Annotated in this window: 15 protein-coding genes; 5 read left to right on the top strand and 10 right to left on the bottom strand. The window is 50.1% G+C overall.

The window, feature by feature from the left end; all coding sequences use genetic code 11:
- Positions 1-4: 4 nt before the first annotated feature.
- Complete coding sequence (locus ABEA14_RS01350) at positions 5-397, top strand: hypothetical protein (protein WP_345337959.1); 393 nt, start codon at positions 5-7, stop codon at positions 395-397.
- Between the two features lie 80 nt (positions 398-477).
- Positions 478-2,376, top strand: coding sequence for a glycerophosphodiester phosphodiesterase family protein (locus tag ABEA14_RS01345; protein WP_345337958.1), 1,899 nt, complete (start codon positions 478-480; stop codon positions 2,374-2,376).
- A gap of 66 nt (positions 2,377-2,442) precedes the next feature.
- Here ABEA14_RS01345 and ABEA14_RS01340 read toward each other — a convergent pair whose 3' ends face one another.
- Both ABEA14_RS01340 and ABEA14_RS01335 read right to left on the bottom strand, forming a co-directional pair.
- Complete coding sequence (locus ABEA14_RS01340; RefSeq protein WP_345337957.1) at positions 2,443-4,800, bottom strand: CotH kinase family protein; 2,358 nt, start codon at positions 4,798-4,800, stop codon at positions 2,443-2,445.
- Between the two features lie 223 nt (positions 4,801-5,023).
- On the bottom strand, positions 5,024-6,013 hold the full coding sequence (locus ABEA14_RS01335; protein WP_345337955.1) for a zinc-dependent alcohol dehydrogenase family protein: 990 nt from the start codon (positions 6,011-6,013) through the stop codon (positions 5,024-5,026).
- 250 nt (positions 6,014-6,263) lie between these two features.
- On the opposite strand from ABEA14_RS01335, the gene ABEA14_RS01330 reads away from it, so the two are divergent.
- A complete protein-coding gene (locus ABEA14_RS01330; protein WP_345337954.1) occupies positions 6,264-7,178 on the top strand; it encodes a LysR family transcriptional regulator in 915 nt (304 codons plus the stop codon).
- An 87-nt stretch (positions 7,179-7,265) separates the two neighbouring features.
- Positions 7,266-8,609, top strand: coding sequence for an MATE family efflux transporter (locus tag ABEA14_RS01325; protein ID WP_345337953.1), 1,344 nt, complete (start codon positions 7,266-7,268; stop codon positions 8,607-8,609).
- 13 nt (positions 8,610-8,622) lie between these two features.
- Here ABEA14_RS01325 and ABEA14_RS01320 read toward each other — a convergent pair whose 3' ends face one another.
- From ABEA14_RS01320 to ABEA14_RS01300, 5 genes are all read right to left on the bottom strand, one after another.
- Positions 8,623-8,883 (bottom strand): hypothetical protein, encoded by a 261-nt coding sequence (locus ABEA14_RS01320; RefSeq protein ID WP_345337952.1) that lies wholly within the window; start codon positions 8,881-8,883, stop codon positions 8,623-8,625.
- Between the two features lie 609 nt (positions 8,884-9,492).
- Entirely contained in the window at positions 9,493-9,816 is a 324-nt protein-coding gene (locus tag ABEA14_RS01315; RefSeq protein WP_345337951.1) for a hypothetical protein, read from the bottom strand.
- A gap of 113 nt (positions 9,817-9,929) precedes the next feature.
- The gene (locus tag ABEA14_RS01310; protein WP_345337950.1) at positions 9,930-10,172 is read right to left on the bottom strand and encodes a hypothetical protein; all 243 of its coding nucleotides are present in this window, start codon (positions 10,170-10,172) and stop codon (positions 9,930-9,932) included.
- A gap of 59 nt (positions 10,173-10,231) precedes the next feature.
- Entirely contained in the window at positions 10,232-11,983 is a 1,752-nt protein-coding gene (locus ABEA14_RS01305) for an ABC transporter transmembrane domain-containing protein (protein WP_345337949.1), read from the bottom strand.
- 8 nt (positions 11,984-11,991) lie between these two features.
- The gene (locus tag ABEA14_RS01300; protein WP_345337948.1) at positions 11,992-12,168 is read right to left on the bottom strand and encodes a hypothetical protein; all 177 of its coding nucleotides are present in this window, start codon (positions 12,166-12,168) and stop codon (positions 11,992-11,994) included.
- Between the two features lie 205 nt (positions 12,169-12,373).
- Between ABEA14_RS01300 and ABEA14_RS01295 the strand changes: the two genes are divergently transcribed.
- A complete protein-coding gene (locus ABEA14_RS01295; RefSeq protein WP_345337947.1) occupies positions 12,374-12,793 on the top strand; it encodes a hypothetical protein in 420 nt (139 codons plus the stop codon).
- A 487-nt stretch (positions 12,794-13,280) separates the two neighbouring features.
- Here ABEA14_RS01295 and ABEA14_RS01290 read toward each other — a convergent pair whose 3' ends face one another.
- From ABEA14_RS01290 to ABEA14_RS01280, 3 genes are all read right to left on the bottom strand, one after another.
- Complete coding sequence (locus tag ABEA14_RS01290; RefSeq protein ID WP_345337946.1) at positions 13,281-14,378, bottom strand: hypothetical protein; 1,098 nt, start codon at positions 14,376-14,378, stop codon at positions 13,281-13,283.
- A gap of 45 nt (positions 14,379-14,423) precedes the next feature.
- Complete coding sequence (locus ABEA14_RS01285) at positions 14,424-14,891, bottom strand: hypothetical protein (protein WP_345337945.1); 468 nt, start codon at positions 14,889-14,891, stop codon at positions 14,424-14,426.
- Between the two features lie 63 nt (positions 14,892-14,954).
- On the bottom strand, positions 14,955-15,320 hold the full coding sequence (locus ABEA14_RS01280) for a hypothetical protein (RefSeq protein ID WP_345337944.1): 366 nt from the start codon (positions 15,318-15,320) through the stop codon (positions 14,955-14,957).
- Between the last annotated feature and the right edge of the window lie 203 nt (positions 15,321-15,523).

Genomic DNA, 15,523 nt, shown 5'->3' with positions numbered 1-15,523 from the left:
GAATATGAATACAGGACTAATCGTCTTCGTTGGGATAGTTTTCGTTGTATGGATCATTTGGGGTGATTCACTACCAAAGAAATATAGAATTAGGTCATGTGAAGGCAAGGCATGGAAGAAGCGTTTCCCCGAAGCACCGAAGACCGAAATTCGAGATTTCCTACCCTTCTTTATGCTGGCGTTTGCTTTTAATGACAGCAACAGGCTTAAGTTTAATCCAGACGATAAGCTATTGGATATATACAGAAATTTGTATCCTCACAAATGGCAAGCTGACGCGATGGAGTTTGAAAATCTAGATGGTGATTTGCGCGATAAGTATGGCATCTCGTTGGAATCTGTATGGCATGACGACCTCACTTTGGGGGAGCTTTTTGAGAAAGTTAAAACTGCCTAATAAGCAAATCCTTGGGACACGCATTACTAAGCGACTTCGCCGCTAACATACGACCTGTTTTGAGCTTTCATTGATTATTTATGCCTTTATTGCTGCCTATCTCTGAACTTTACGCCAGTGTGCGGGACTTTATTGGTCTTTGGCGCAGCTTCCTGTTGACACATCTACTGGCATGGTTGCTGAGCAGCCTGCTTATCGCCCCTATCATTCTGCTGCTTCTCAAACTGTTTTTGCTTGCTGCAGATGAGAGTGTGCTCAGCGATGAGGATATTCTGCTGTTTCTGTTGCATCCCGTTGGTTTGTTAGGGCTGTTTGTTGTCGGTTCGGTATCACTCGGAGTGTGGTTTGCTGAAGTCGGCGCCATGAGTGTGATCGCCTACGGTGCGCTGCGTGGCGAACGCGTTTCTTGCCTTGCGGCCATTCGCTACGTGGTTCAACACGGACGAGATTTGCTGCTACTAGGAGGGCACGTGCTGGTTCGGCTGTTGGCACTGGCCGTGCCATTGATTGGATTGCTCGCTGGGGTCTACTGGTGGCTGCTATCGAGCCATGACATCAATTACTACCTGTCCCATCAACCACCCGAGTGGAACACAGCACTGTGGTGGGCTGGAGGGCTTGGTGTGGCCTATCTGCTGTTGGCGGTTCGCTTGCTGTCGAGCTGGTCGATGGCACTGCCGCTGACTCTGTTTGCGGGTGTGCCAGGCAAACGTGCGCTGCGTGAAAGTAGGCAATACACCAAAGGTTATGCCCTGCTTATCTGCGTGAGCCTGTTGTCTTGGATATTATTGCTTTGGCTGGTGCAGTGGCTTGTCGCCGTTTTGCTTGGTTTTTTGGGTGCACAGCTGGCGCCATTAATCACAGGGGAAGGCTGGCTGATGGCAAGCCTGTTTGTGATGGTGCTGCTATCGGTGACGCTGATATTCAACCTGGTTTTAGGATTTGGTTCGCTGTCACTGTTCGTGTTACTGATGCTGCGTCTGTATCGTCGACTAGTAGTTAAAACAACCTTGCCTGCTCTTGAACGCCTGCGGCCCATCACCTGGCAAGGCTACCGTTTGTTGCTCTCTGGTTGGCGGCCGTGGGCGATCTGCGCCAGCGTCGCCTTGGTCGCCGGTTTATTGGTTTACCAAGTATTGGGACAGGTCTCTGCAGAAGACCATGCTGAGGTTATCGCACATCGAGGTGCCTCCAATGCCGCCCCTGAAAATACCATGGCCGCCTTCGAAGAAGCAGTTCGCCAGCACAGCGACTGGATTGAACTGGATGTGCAGCTCAGCGGCGATGACCAAGTGATTGTTACCCATGATAGCGATTTTATGAAAGTGGCAGGCAATCCACTCCGGGCGTGGCACGCCACCCAGACGGATCTGGCCGATCTAGACGTCGGCAGCTGGTTTGCGCCAGAGTTTGCTTCTGAGCGCATTCCGACACTGCGTCAGGTTCTGCAGCGGTTTGATGGTAAAGCCGGGATTATCATCGAGCTCAAGTACTACGGAGGACAAGGGCAACACAAACAGTTGCTGTTGGCTCCCAGGGTTGCCGAGGTGGTGCGGGATACAGGTATGTCAGATCAAGTCATGATCATGTCGCTGAATCGCAGAGCTGTTAATCAGGTGGCGGAACTGGAGCCTAGTTGGCAACGCGGACTATTAAGCACCGCTAGTTTGGGTGATCTGACCCGGTTGGATGTTGATTTCCTCGCCCTAAATAGCAACGCGGCCACACCCTCGTTAATTCGCAGTGCCCATGAGCGCGGTCTGAAGGTATACGTGTGGACGGTTAATAATCCGGTAATGATGTCGGTGATGCTTAGTCGCGGCGTTGACGGATTGATTACTGACGAACCTGGCCTGGCACACGAGGTAATGCAAATGCGCAAGGAACTCAGCCTTGTTGGCCGATTAGTGGTTTGGATTGCGGGTGAACTTGGCCTGCTGCAGTTTGAGTTTGAGCCAGTCGACAGCGATAAGACCTAGTCTGTTCCCTCTCCACTCATTTGAACAACAAGTGGAGAGGGAGCTTATCAAACGCTAACGCTTAGGCTATTCAATTCCGTGCGCTTCCAGTTCAGCGCGTAGTGCCTCGACTTTCTCCTCAACAAACACTTTCATTGATACATCGCCGGAGTCACATAAAGCGGTGCCACGGTCAGCATCAATAGCGCGTCGATCATAGATCTGTTCACAGCCCTGCGGATGAGCCGCGTCGGTTGCCATCACGGCACTTTCAATCATCTGGCGGCGCTGTTCCAGCTTAGGTGCCAACTGTGAATCCCAATCCATCTGGGCATCGAGAATTCGTTTCACCTCCTGCAACAAGCGGCGCTGATTGACGCTTTCTGACATCACGATATTCCAAAGCAGTGGCGTAACATTGCTCAGGCGGTCGCTAGCCCAATCTCGCCCGCCCATGCCCGGCAAGGCATAACTGCCAGCGACATTTTGGAACGCGGGCACATCGCTACCCCAGGCATCCGGGTGGTTGTCACGGAAGTTGAAATCGTAGTCGTATGTCAGGTAAGTCCACTTTTCCGTCAGTGGATTCAGATACAGGTAGTAGTTGTTGGCAACACGTACATAATGGTCGACAGCACCAATTACAATATCTGCCGCCTGCGCTCTGATAAATCCATCCACATCAAACTGTTCGGCAAGCTCTGCCGATGTTGGCTGACTTTGCACAAACACCATAAAGTTCTGCAAATCAACACGGGCATCAGCAATCGACTTCTTCTTACTTTTCATGTCGTAAGTGGGTCGATAGGGCGCGAACTGCGAGACTTCACCGCTCTCATTAATATCGCTATTAACGAAATCGGGATTCATATAGTTGTCGGTACCCAACCACTCTTCGCGAGACGCGGGATCGGACTTCTCAACACCAATCACACAGAAGTTACTGTTGATGTAACCGGAGCCATCCTCGTAAGGCACACAGTTGGGATCGGCTGCTGTCGTCGAGCTCAAGTCACCGCCCCCCACTTTAAACAGGTAGCCGTTTTTGCCGAAGTAGCGTTTCAGGAAAGGCTTATCAACCGCTTCGTCCATCATAAACACACCCATGTGATAGGTCTGCGGCAGTTGGCGGCCGTATAGGGTTTCGCTAGACGTCCCCGTGATCACTAGCTCAACACTGGCATGAGCCATGCGGCCGGTAGGAACTCCCGCTGTATTCAGAACATCGTGTGCCAGCATTTCACGCTGGTAGCTGGGGTCGTCCTTATTGAATTTGAAATACAGCTTCTCGACACCCATAAAAGTGCGGTCATCGTTTTCAGGAACTTCGGGCACATCCCGGCTGACACGATTACTACAGTGGTCGTTATCGACGGCTGCTGGGTTGCCGGCATCATCGATACAGGCATACACGCTCTCGTCGTCATCAAACTTCTCGTCAAACTTCAAAGAGAAATGAAAACGACGAGGCTTCGCTGTCCAGCTGTCGTCCTCTTGTTGATACCACTCCTCAGGCCACTGACGGCTGGTATTGCCACGCATCTTAAATGCAACGTGCTCTACCTGGTCGATCACGTCACCATTGTCATCCAAATACTCCAGCGACACCTCACGGTACACTTCACTGTGAGTCCATAGATTCCAACCACCCCAACCATGGGCATCACGGTTGGTGTAACGTGCACGCTCGGTATCCAACACAAACGCCAGCCATTCCTGTGCTGTCATCGTGATACGGAAACGGTGCATACGATCGCTAGCGAAGATATCGGTCGAATCGTCGCCCGCACAGGTCACCATCAAATCTGCGATGTTGCCTTCTTCAACAACGCCTTCACCATTTTCAACCTCGCACTCTTGGCGGGCCGGATCGCGCTCAACCTCAACCTCATACGCCTGAAAATCGACCATGGCAGTCTGGAACATAAAGCGACCATCATGATCGACTTCTAGTAGCTCCTCGCCATTGAGCATGAGTTGAACACCGGTGTTGGCATCAAGGCCTTGGATCTGACCTGAAATCGTATGTTCATTGGGTGCAAGTGGCACAGGAGCACAGTCGATTTGAATATTGGTGATATCTGCGTCAGCTACCTCACCCGCACCATTGGTGATGGTGCAACTGGTGCGAGAAGGCGTGCCGGCGAGCGTCACTTCATAGCTATCGCCCGTTTCGAACTGGTCAGGAAAGCTGAATTGTCCCAAGGTACTATCGTTCTGATCGACCATCACAGGCTCAGACAAGCCACCATTGAGGGCCACTCTCAATTGACCAAAGTCCGGTAAACCGGACACGGCACCAGCAACAGTAAAGCTCGTTGGGGCAGGAGGCGGGGGTGGATCATCACTGCCACTGCTACCACCGCCACAGGCAGACAATGCCAACACCATGGGCGTAATCAGAAACGTGGGAGAGATAACTCGGCGCTTACTCAGACCGGACATGAGCGATTCCCTTTATCATGTAATCAGATACTTGTGAAAACACTCTACGCCAGACGTTGTCATCAAAGTGTCACGAACGGGTCATCGCTTGATCTGACGCATACTCACAAAAACCTGAGATTGTTAAAGCATGCGCTTGCTCACATTCAATCCAAAATACTAATCCGCAGAAATAGAAAAGGGACCATCAGGTCCCCTTTCTACGAATCCGAAATAAACGATCTCAGATCTCTACCACTACCTTGCCCATGGCTTTACCACTGTTAAGGCGGTCGTGGGCTTTACCTGCCTCTGCCAGGGTAAAGTTTTCGCTGTCGAGTACCGGACGCATGCCTCCCGCTTCAACGATTTCGGTCAGCTTAGCCAGTATCTCGCCATGCGCCTGACGCTGGAAGTTGTGCAGCATAGGGATCAGCATAAACACCACATGCAGTGACAAGCCTTTGAAATGCGCTGTGGTCAGGTCCAGTTCCACCATGGATACCGTCGAAGCCACCTGGCCATTCAGTGCCGCCGCTTCAAACGAGTTCGCCATATTGGCCCCGCCCACAGAATCAAAAATCACTTCAAAACCTGCTCCGTCAGTGTGCTTGGCAACATAATCACTGATGGTTTCTTTGGTGTAATCGATTGGCGTGGCGCCCAGCTCCTGAATCATCGCCAACTTGTCGTCGCCAGAACCAGTGGCATACACCTCAGCGCCCATATGTTTGGCCAACTGTAATGCGATATGGCCCACACCGCCAGCACCGCCATGCACCAGCACCTTTTGGCCAGACTTGGTACCGGCACGCGCCAAACCTTCATAAGCGGTAATGCCCACCAGAGGAATAGCCGCCGCTTCTTTCATCGACAGATTGCTCGGCTTGTGGGCAATCAACCTAGCATCCGCCAACATCTGTTCCGCCAACGCACCTTGCAGGTCTGCCATGCCACCGGCACAGCCATAAACCTCATCACCCACCGCAAAGCCAGTCACGCCCTCGCCGACCGCTGTGATTGTGCCTGCAAAGTCCATCCCCAATACCGCCGGAAGCTCAGGCGACAGTGGTTTAAGGTCTTCGCCCATCTGGCGGATCATGGTGTCGACGGTGTTTACGCTGGATGCAGCCACATTCACCAGCACATGCCCTGGCTTTAGCTCGGGCGTGGGAATATCTGCCAACTCAAAAACGTCTGAACTGCCGAAACTGTTAATGATGGATGCTTTCATGGGTGCGTTACCTTTTTGGCTGCGATTTAAGTGACGGCATAAGTATCATTCAACATATAAATTTTGATAATTAAGATGTTTGAATAATCAGTTTTTACTTTTTGTTGATAATAAACAGGCTATAGTTGGCAACGAGAGTAAGGGCCTTTATGAGCACAGGAGTGCGCGCTGATTTATGCCCAGAATGCGCTCTGATTTTCACCAACAAGTTAGCTAACCAACTTACGAGCAAGGTCCCAACCAGATCACAATGAATATTGAGCACTTAAAGCTTTTCGTTCGACTCGCCGCCACCAATAACATCAGTCAGGCAGGGGCTGAACTGGGGTTGTCGCCCGCGGTTTCCAGTGCCCATATCAGTAAGCTGGAAAACAGCCTGGGTGTGCGCTTGGTGCACCGCAGCACGCGTAAAGTGTCACTGACCGAAGAGGGTCAGGCTTTTCTGCCTCACGCAGAAGAAGTGCTCAGCAGTGTTGATGCCGCCCGTGCCGCCGTCGGTGCAGGCAAAGCCTCTCCCAGCGGTACCCTGCGCGTGACTGCGCCCGCCTCGTTTGGTCGCATGCATCTGGTACCTGCGCTTAAAGGCTTTCAGGAAAAGTACCCGGACCTATCCATCGACTTGCGACTGACCGATACCATTATCGATATGGTAGAAGGCGGTTTTGATATCGCTATCCGAGATTCGGCGTTAAAAGACTCCAGCCTGATCGCTCGTAATCTGGCACCCGACAGGCGTATTATCTGCGCCTCACCTGAATATCTGGAAAAACATGGTGCGCCGCAAACCCCCGATGATCTGTACCAGCACAACTGCGTACATTTGGTGGGGCTGGATAGTTGGACCTTTGACACACCCAATGGCCACAAGGTGATCAAAGCCCAGGGCAAGCTCAGAACCGACCACGGTGAAGCAGTCAGAGACGCTTGCGCCAGCGGCATGGGCATCACCCTGTGTGCCACCTGGATCGTGTATGAACACCTAAAGCGCGGTGAGATAGTGCCCGTGTTGACCGACTATCCGCTGGTATCCGACGCTGCTATTTGGGCGGTATACCCCAGCTCTCGTTTGCTGGCCCCTAAGGTGCGTGCGTTTATCGATTATTTTGCCGAATACTATGGTAACCCGCCCTATTGGGATCAGGACCTTGAAAATAAGGACCTTTAAAGCCAGAGCCCCGAAAGTAGGGGCCTTTAGCAATTAACCATGACACGAGACCAGCGCCTTCAATCGGCCTTTTGAAATAGAGAACAGATGACAAGCCAAACCAAATCCCTCGCCGTGCAGCTTTACCGCATGACTATGCCGATGATTATCGGCGTGTTGGCGATCATGAGTTACCAACTGGTCGACAGTGCCTTTATCGGTCAACTGGGCGTTAAGCCCCTGGCTGCGGTGGGTTTCACCATCCCTGTCTATCAACTGATTATTGGGATTCAGGTTGGTATCGGTATCGCCACTACGGCGGTGATCGCACAAGCGCTGGGAGCCAATAAAGAGGACCATGCTAGGCAACTGGGCACACTGGTGGTCGCGGTAGGCTTTCTGTCTATCTTGCTGCTGTGTGTACTGATTTGGTTTAATCAGGAAGCGCTGCTCAGACTACTCGGGGCCGAGCCCGAGCTTTACCCCACAGTACGTGAATACTGGTTTCCCTGGCTGATCAGTGCCTGGCTGGGTGCCATGCTCTATTTCGGTTACAGCATCTACCGTGCTCAAGGCCATACCAAAGCCCCCGGCGTGGTGATGGTGGTCACCAGCATTATCAACATGATCCTGGATCCGCTGTTTATCTTTACCTTCGACATGGGTATTGCCGGTGCCGCGTGGGCGACCATCTGTGCGTTTCTGGTGGGTTGCGTGATCATCTACCCCAAGATCCTTGCCAAGCACTGGGTCAGCCTAAAACTGCGCCTGAAAGAGAACCTGAGCGGCCTGCAACAGCTGGTTGCCATCATGCTGCCCGCCATGATGAGCCAGTTTATTCCGCCTATTTCTGCCATGGCTGCCACCGCCATTGTCGCCGGTTACGGTGAAACCGTGGTGGCCGCCTGGGGCCTTGGTACTCGCCTCGAATTTTTCTCCATTATCGTCGTACTGGCACTGACCATGGCGATGCCGCCCATGGTGGGCCGTCTGCGTGGTGCTGGCGAGCTGGATAAGATCCATCTGCTAGTCAAAATCGCCGTTGGTTTTGTGTTTGTCTGGCAGCTGCTGATTGCCCTCATCGGCATTGCGCTGGCCAGCCCTATCGGCAATCTGCTGACCACAGACCAAACCGTCAGCGATATCCTGACCGACTATCTGTGGCGCGTGCCATTTAGTTTTGGTGCGCTGGGGATCTGCATGATCATGGTGTCTGTCGCCAATGCCATGGGTAAATCGATGCGAGCACTTTCTATTTCTGCGCTGCGATTGCTTTGCTGTTACCTGCCCTGCCTATGGCTCGGTTCACAACTGGGCGGCCTGAATGGCATGTTCCTGGGAGCACTGGTTGGCAATGTCGCCGCAGGCATCATGAGCTGGGTGATTTACCGCAAAGGAATGAAGAAATTAAAGCGGGCAATGGCAGCGGAAGCCACGCTAAGTAAGGTTTAACGACGGTCTCCAGTTAAACAGGATTGCCGTCGTCAGCGTAGCCTTCAATTTTCATTGGCTCGGGCAACGACTTGGATAAACGGCGATGCTTCCAAAGTCGCCTTACCGACAGCCCCCAAAAAACCAATGCAATGGCGGCAAGTGATAAAGAGGCAGAGTTATATGAATAGAAACTATAGGAGCCGACAAAGATGCAAACTGTTCTGGCTCCCGAAGCCAACGCGGCCAGAGATAAAGTGACAGCAAGCCCGACATACACAACTGCTTTTTTCATCACATACCCCATCAAAAGTGCATAAAACTATTGGTGACTCTTTTCCTTTAGCGCCTTTTCCAATATTGGTTATTGAACTAATTTCGCTTTGGGTGGCTCGGTACGAATCATGTGATCCTTGTAAAACGCATAGGCGACCACGAATAACAAGATACTTGGCTGGGCAACGCCAATGGCAATTGCATACAAAAGAAGCAATGAGAACAGACCGTACAAAACCTTAGTGATGATGGATAAGCCAAAGATATGAACAGTCTGACAGCCAGGACAATGAAACTTCCTTAAACCGGGAAACGACCAATTAAACTTGGCTTTCGATGTAGTTGTACAGACACCACACGTTACTTGTTTTGGCATACTTCCTATCCAGCGTTTCTTGGCATATCAGCAATGTTGGTATACTAACTTTCTGATGTTTATGTTTTTTCTATTTCGCTCACAAACAGCATAATCCCGCAAGTCTAACTGCTGAATGACCAGTTCTATCGACAATCTCTACAGTGCAAAATAGATAGCATTCCCCCTAATCTTCAACAACTTAAGCTGTTCGGCTGACTAACATTAAGCCCTTTAATACTGTTCTTACCAGCAGCTCAGGAGATCAGAAGGCTAAGAAAAGTGACGCTCGATCCAGTGATAGATGGTCGCCGCATTGATATCGGCATATGAGAACTCAAAGTGCGCGTCGGTATCGTCCTTGTCTTTATAGCCAAACGTACAAACCACTTGATCCGGATTAGCATCTAACAGCATAACGATAATACGCTTGCCTGACCGGGGGCAATCCACTGTCATCACATCCCCGGGGATGCCCTTTTCTCTTAAGCGAGTATGCGCGCCAACAATCGGATCTATCTGTTCGTAGTCATGTTGAATCAGGCGTTGTGCATCCGCGGCCAGATCCATCAAAGCGCCCAGTTTTGTACCTTCCATTAAGTTTCTCTTTGTCTCGTCAAATGAGGGTTTTTGAGGGTTTTCGACCACTATCTTATCAACATGCTCCGCATTCTAGAGCTACTTTATTTGCCCTTAAGTAGCGGGATGAATCAGAGCAGTGCATCAAACGGTGGCTTAAGCAGCAACTCCAAAGGTATCTGAGTATTACCAGCTTCCTCTTCAACCTTGTAGATCTCTACCAACTTGGCGAGCTCCAATTCGAACATATAGGAACTCTCCTCGTAATCATCCTTATCCACGGTGCTCGATTGAAACAGGAAATTGTTATGCGCAATCGCAGTTTGCAACGCCTGAATGCAAACAGACAAAGACCTGACATCAACGTTGGGCATGTTTCACTCCTTGAATTCCAATTACCTTTACCAAAGCTTCCTAACTCCAGCAATTCCTTTTAAACCTCGCCTTCCACTGCCTCATGGGTTTTAAACTGCAGATCCGCCAAACGCTTATACAGGGGTGAACTCTGCAACAAGCTCTTGTGGCTACCCACATCTACCAACTTGCCATGCTCCAGCACTGCGATGCGATCGACATGGGCCACCGTCGCCAAGCGATGGGCAATAATCAGCGTGGTACGGTCTTTCATCAGCTCATCCAGCGCTTGTTGAACCAGATGCTCTGACTGGGCATCGAGCGCGCTGGTGGCTTCATCCAATAACAAGATCTTTGGGTCCGCCAAAATAGCGCGGGCAATAGCTAACCGTTGCTTCTGGCCACCGGAAAGTTTCACGCCCTGCTCCCCCAAAAAGCTGTTGTAGCCGTCTGGCAGCTCCAAGATAAAATCGTGGGCGTGGGCAGCTTTGGCTGCCGCTTCTACTTCCTCTTGGCTGGCATCGGGTTTGCCGAACCGAATGTTGTCCACCACATTGGCACTGAACAGCACCGGCTGCTGAGGCACCAACGCATACGAGTCCCGAAGGCTTTCCAAATCCATGTCTCTGATATCGGTGCCCTGAATCTTGATACCGCCAGTTTGCGGATCACGAAACCGCAGTAGCAAATCAAACAACGTAGATTTGCCCGAGCCAGAGGGGCCAACCAGCGCGATACGCTCACCCTGCTGAATTTCTAGGTTGAAGGCATCCAGTGCTTTGTGGTCTGGGCGAGATGGGTAACTAAATGCCAAATTCTCAATGGCAATCAACGGGCCATCGGTGCTGAAATCTACTGACTGAGTCTGGGCCGGGTTTTGGATATCCGGCTCAGTTGCGATCAGCTCTCGTATACGTTCGGCAGCGCCCGCAGCACGTTGCACATCACCATAAACTTCGGTCACGGCGGCCAGCGAACCCGCCACCATAATGGCATAAAACACAAAGGCCGAAAGGTCACCAGCAGACAGGTTACCCGCCAGCACATCGGTGCCCCCGATATACAGCATCACAGTGACGGCCCCCATCACCATAATCATCACCAAGGCGATCAAAAACGCACGATAGCGAATCCGGCGTAGCGCCGTCTGAAAGGCGCCCTCGGCGCCATCAGCAAATTGCTGGCTCACTAACGCTTCGCGGGTAAAGGCCTGCACCACCTTAATGTGCTGCAAGCTTTCACCGGCCCAAGCGCCGACCGTGGCCACCTTGTCCTGGCTGTCTTTAGACAAGCGCTTTACCTTGCGACCAATCACAATCAAGGGGAACACAATAAACGGCACCACCGCTAACACCACCAGGCTGAGTTTGACGTTGCTGACAAACATCAGCGTAATACCGCCCAAGAAAGTGAGCGTGTTTCTCAGCGCAAACGAAAAAGAGGAGCCAATCACGGTTTGCAGCAAGGTGGTATCCGTGGTGACACGGCTTTGAATTTCACCCGCCAGATTATCTTCAAAAAAGCTCGGCGGCAGTTTCAGCAAACGGCCATACAACTGGCGACGAATGTCCGCCACCACCCGCTCACCAATCCAAGACACCATAAAGAACCGGAAATAGGCGCCAATGGCCAAACCGACAATAATCAACAGCGTGACTTGCAGGGCCGACGCCAGGCCTTCATAAGACTCAGCGGCAAAGCCATTATCAATCATCAACCGAATGCCCTGCCCCAACGACAGCGTCAATGCCGAGGTAAAGACAAGCGCAACAATGGCGATCGCCAAACGGGTTTTATAGTACTTAACAAACTGCCAAAGCCAGGAAAGCATGATGATACTCAGTAATGCGGTAAGCTAATCATCATATGGGTTTGCGGAGAGGTTGTCAGGAACAGCAAGGCTTTGCGGGTAAGGCTGACGTGGTTTTCAATAAGATCACAGCGGGGCGAGAACGCCCCTAAAGCGGCTAACGACCAGTGCTTGCGCGCTTCGACCTCAAACAAAAGTAACGTCACAAACACCTTAAGCAATCGTGTTACAAGACGTTAATTAAGCCAATCCGGGTCCATGTTCTGATAGAGATTGCTGAACTCTGATAGCGGCTGGCCATTTGGCTGAAGGCAAACGGAGAGTACCATCAGCTATCATTGACCATTACACTCGCGGGGGGCCATTGATTGGAAGCAAAGAAACCACATTGAAAATAAAGGACTTTCCCCTATGAAACATTCCAAGCCAATCCTTGCGCTTGTCACTGTACTCGTACTTCTCATAGTGTCAGTCTCATATCTGGGGCCATACCTGCGAGCAAAGCAGTCAAGCAGTGAGGTCAATTTTGAAGTAACACTCAAAAACTATGAATGTGCAGACGGGAACTGTACCTTTTTCGAAGTGGTTGATGCAGAGGAAAAATACAGTGAGTTTATTGGTACGGCACTAATCCCCTACCAACTTGATGTTGCTACAGACCTCCTCCAAGAAGAGCTACATTCATTGGCTCAGGCCGGAAAGACCCACCTCTGCGTTCGAGGCTTTGTTCATTTGTACTCTGAAGGCACACTGCGCTTTTTCAATGTCAATTCCCACGGAAACAGATACCAGCTGGCCGGTTATTCCGAGGGGAATTGCGAGGCGCTATGACGCCCTAAAACACAGGAGAGTAATTGTTCGACCACGCTTTCTTGTTTCTGGGGGCTAACGAATTAGATTTCGACTTCCGCCCCGTATTTCCTAGCTCGTGATACAAACTTCTTTGCGACGAGTTCATCTTCAATTGCAAAGACAAAGTCATGTCCACACATCACATTGTGGATAGCATTCTTACTGTCGGCTAATCTGAGCCCCACTTCTCGCAAGAGTTGCATTAGTTTCACAGATTGGAAGCTATCGCTGCAGTAAAGGTGGTCTGGCAAACAACTCTCAGATGGGTGCTGATGAGGCTCACTCCACCCCTTTAACGTTACGCTGAACATTTTTCTACCCATTCAAAACCTAAAATACACATAAAAATCAACCACCTAGATGCGCAAGAAAAACTATTCTAATGATGATTTATGCGAGACTAGCCCCCACAAGAAGCTTGCTTCGTTTTTATTGGCTGACGCTGTTAGCCTCCCAAACGGCGGTTTCAATACTCGTTGATTGTCCATTCTGATCTTTCTAACTCATTAAGATTCGAGATGAGTTGTTCTTTCATAGAGGTTAGAGTCTGGTTGCTAAGCGAACCTTCAACTGTAACGGTAAGACAGTGCATTTTTTCTACAAATCGCACTCGAACACCATCAACGTATATCCAATAGACATTGTACTCTTCTTCATCCTCAACAAGGCTTTCATGGGGAAAATCAAATTGGTAAAGCGTCTTCACCAGATTGAAGTCAACGCTGAACCCCATGGATTTCTCTAATCTCGCCATGTCCTCTTGGTGATCTTCCTTCCAGTTAACTTCATGGCTCCATAGCGCTCGCCGAATATCATAAACATGATTTCTGGCTTTATCTTTTCTAGTTAACTCCCAGCGGGGCCATTGTCGATCAGTTAGCCTCTGCCAAGTCCAACTTTCTATACCCAGCTTCCAGTCATCGATGTTTTCTCTCATCGGCGAACCTGATTCAATTTCAACTAATCCCTTTGTTACGGTGATGGAGGTTTGGCTGGTATCGAGAGTAGCTTCATGGCCGTGAATCCATCCTGGCGATTCACCACAACTGGCAATCGTGGTAATTTTAAAATTGTCCAGATCTAGCAGATAAAGCTGAGTTGAAGCCTGTACTCTTTCTTGTGGGTATCCAAGGCTGCCGATTATCACTATTTTACTGCCAATCAGCGTTGCGGTATGAAAATCTGTCGGTGGAAAGTCGGTTTTTGGATAGCAATAGAAGTCGAGCTCTCCATTTGGATGCTCGACGATTACATCGTTATAGATATGGAAGTCAGGATCGTAATGATCTTCATGTTCCCCCCCTACATACACGATGCGTCCATCGGGAAGTTGAGTTTTGGTTTGTCCAAAACGGTCAAAACTCCATGTCGGACCTTCATCGAGAGGAGAAGGGCCATCCATCTTCTGTGTCGATAAATAGCCACACAGTTTTGAATGCACCAACCACTCCCACACAGTAGATTCTATTTTTTGGGGATTTGAATTCCCAAAGCGCGGGGAGCGCCACTGTTTAAATAGTTGCGGGGTTACGCCATGCTCTTTTGAATCGATGTTTTCTTCCATGGTACTTATTCTTTTTCCTGATACAGCGAGCAGCCAGAGGCTAGGTTACCGATTATCTTTGTCACCTATCGGTGGTTGTGCAGACGACGAACCTACGGCGTCATATCTTTCTATCTCAACCTGCTGTTCATAGTGAAGACTGATGAATTGCTCCGATACGTCCGCCAAGTGGTTGAACATTGTGCGAACAATCTCGACAGAAACAGGATCACCCACAGTGCCACTTTCAGATGCCACACAGATTTCGATCTTTGGGTTTTCCAAGCCCTTGTCGGTAGATAGTTTTTGGATCTCTTTTACCTGAATCAGGCTGGCAAGTTTTCCTGAAAGTTCAGGGTACGCTTCGCCAAGTTTCCGGTAGTACTCACCAGTGAATGCGACGGCGGAGATCTGTTCCACCTCAGAAAAACTTATTCCCAATGAGAGCTCTGCACATTCCATTACCTTTCGCTCGTCACTACAGCCCAATAGCAGGACAATGAGTAACCCAAACAGGCAATTTGCTCTATTCAATGGTGAAAATCCTTACGCTTATGACATCCAAAAAGTCTAACCAGCCGTGCTGGACTAGCCTTACTATGCGCATTCATATTCGAATACGCACTCGGGACTTTGACCAAACCACAAGGAAAACGTATCGAAGTAGTCTTGAGGGTTTTTAACGCCTTCGGAAACTAACTCTTCATAGTTTTCAGCACCTTGAAATGTGCAACAAACGTAAACTTTGCCTGGTGTATCAGAAAAGCTAGTTAGCTGGCCCTGCTCTGTAATTGAACAGTCCTCTCCCATCTCGCCATCCCATCCATGCTTTCTCGGATCGAATATCAACTTTTCGGCACCACACTCAGGACATTTCAAGTACGCCGGCGCCCAGTATGAAGCGATCGTCTTCTTTCTAAAGAAACCTGTGACCTCTTCTGACTTGTATACTTTCAGAAGCATGTTTTCACATCCACAAGTGCATGAGATTGATTTCACGACAAACGTGTCACCCATACCGACGTTAGCAGTGATTTCATCAGGCGCATCTGTCGCGATAAATTCGCTCAAACACCTTAGAGGGGTCGATTTCAACTTTTCATTTAAGTCCATTTACTCACCAAAACCTAATGCACTAGCACCAACCGAACGTTAGCGAAAAAACT

Source organism: Corallincola platygyrae, assembly GCF_039544265.1.
Taxonomy (GTDB): Bacteria; Pseudomonadota; Gammaproteobacteria; order Enterobacterales; family Neiellaceae; genus Corallincola; species Corallincola platygyrae.
The sequence above is the reverse complement of the archived record's forward strand: the minus strand, read 5'-3'. Positions and strand labels throughout refer to the sequence as shown.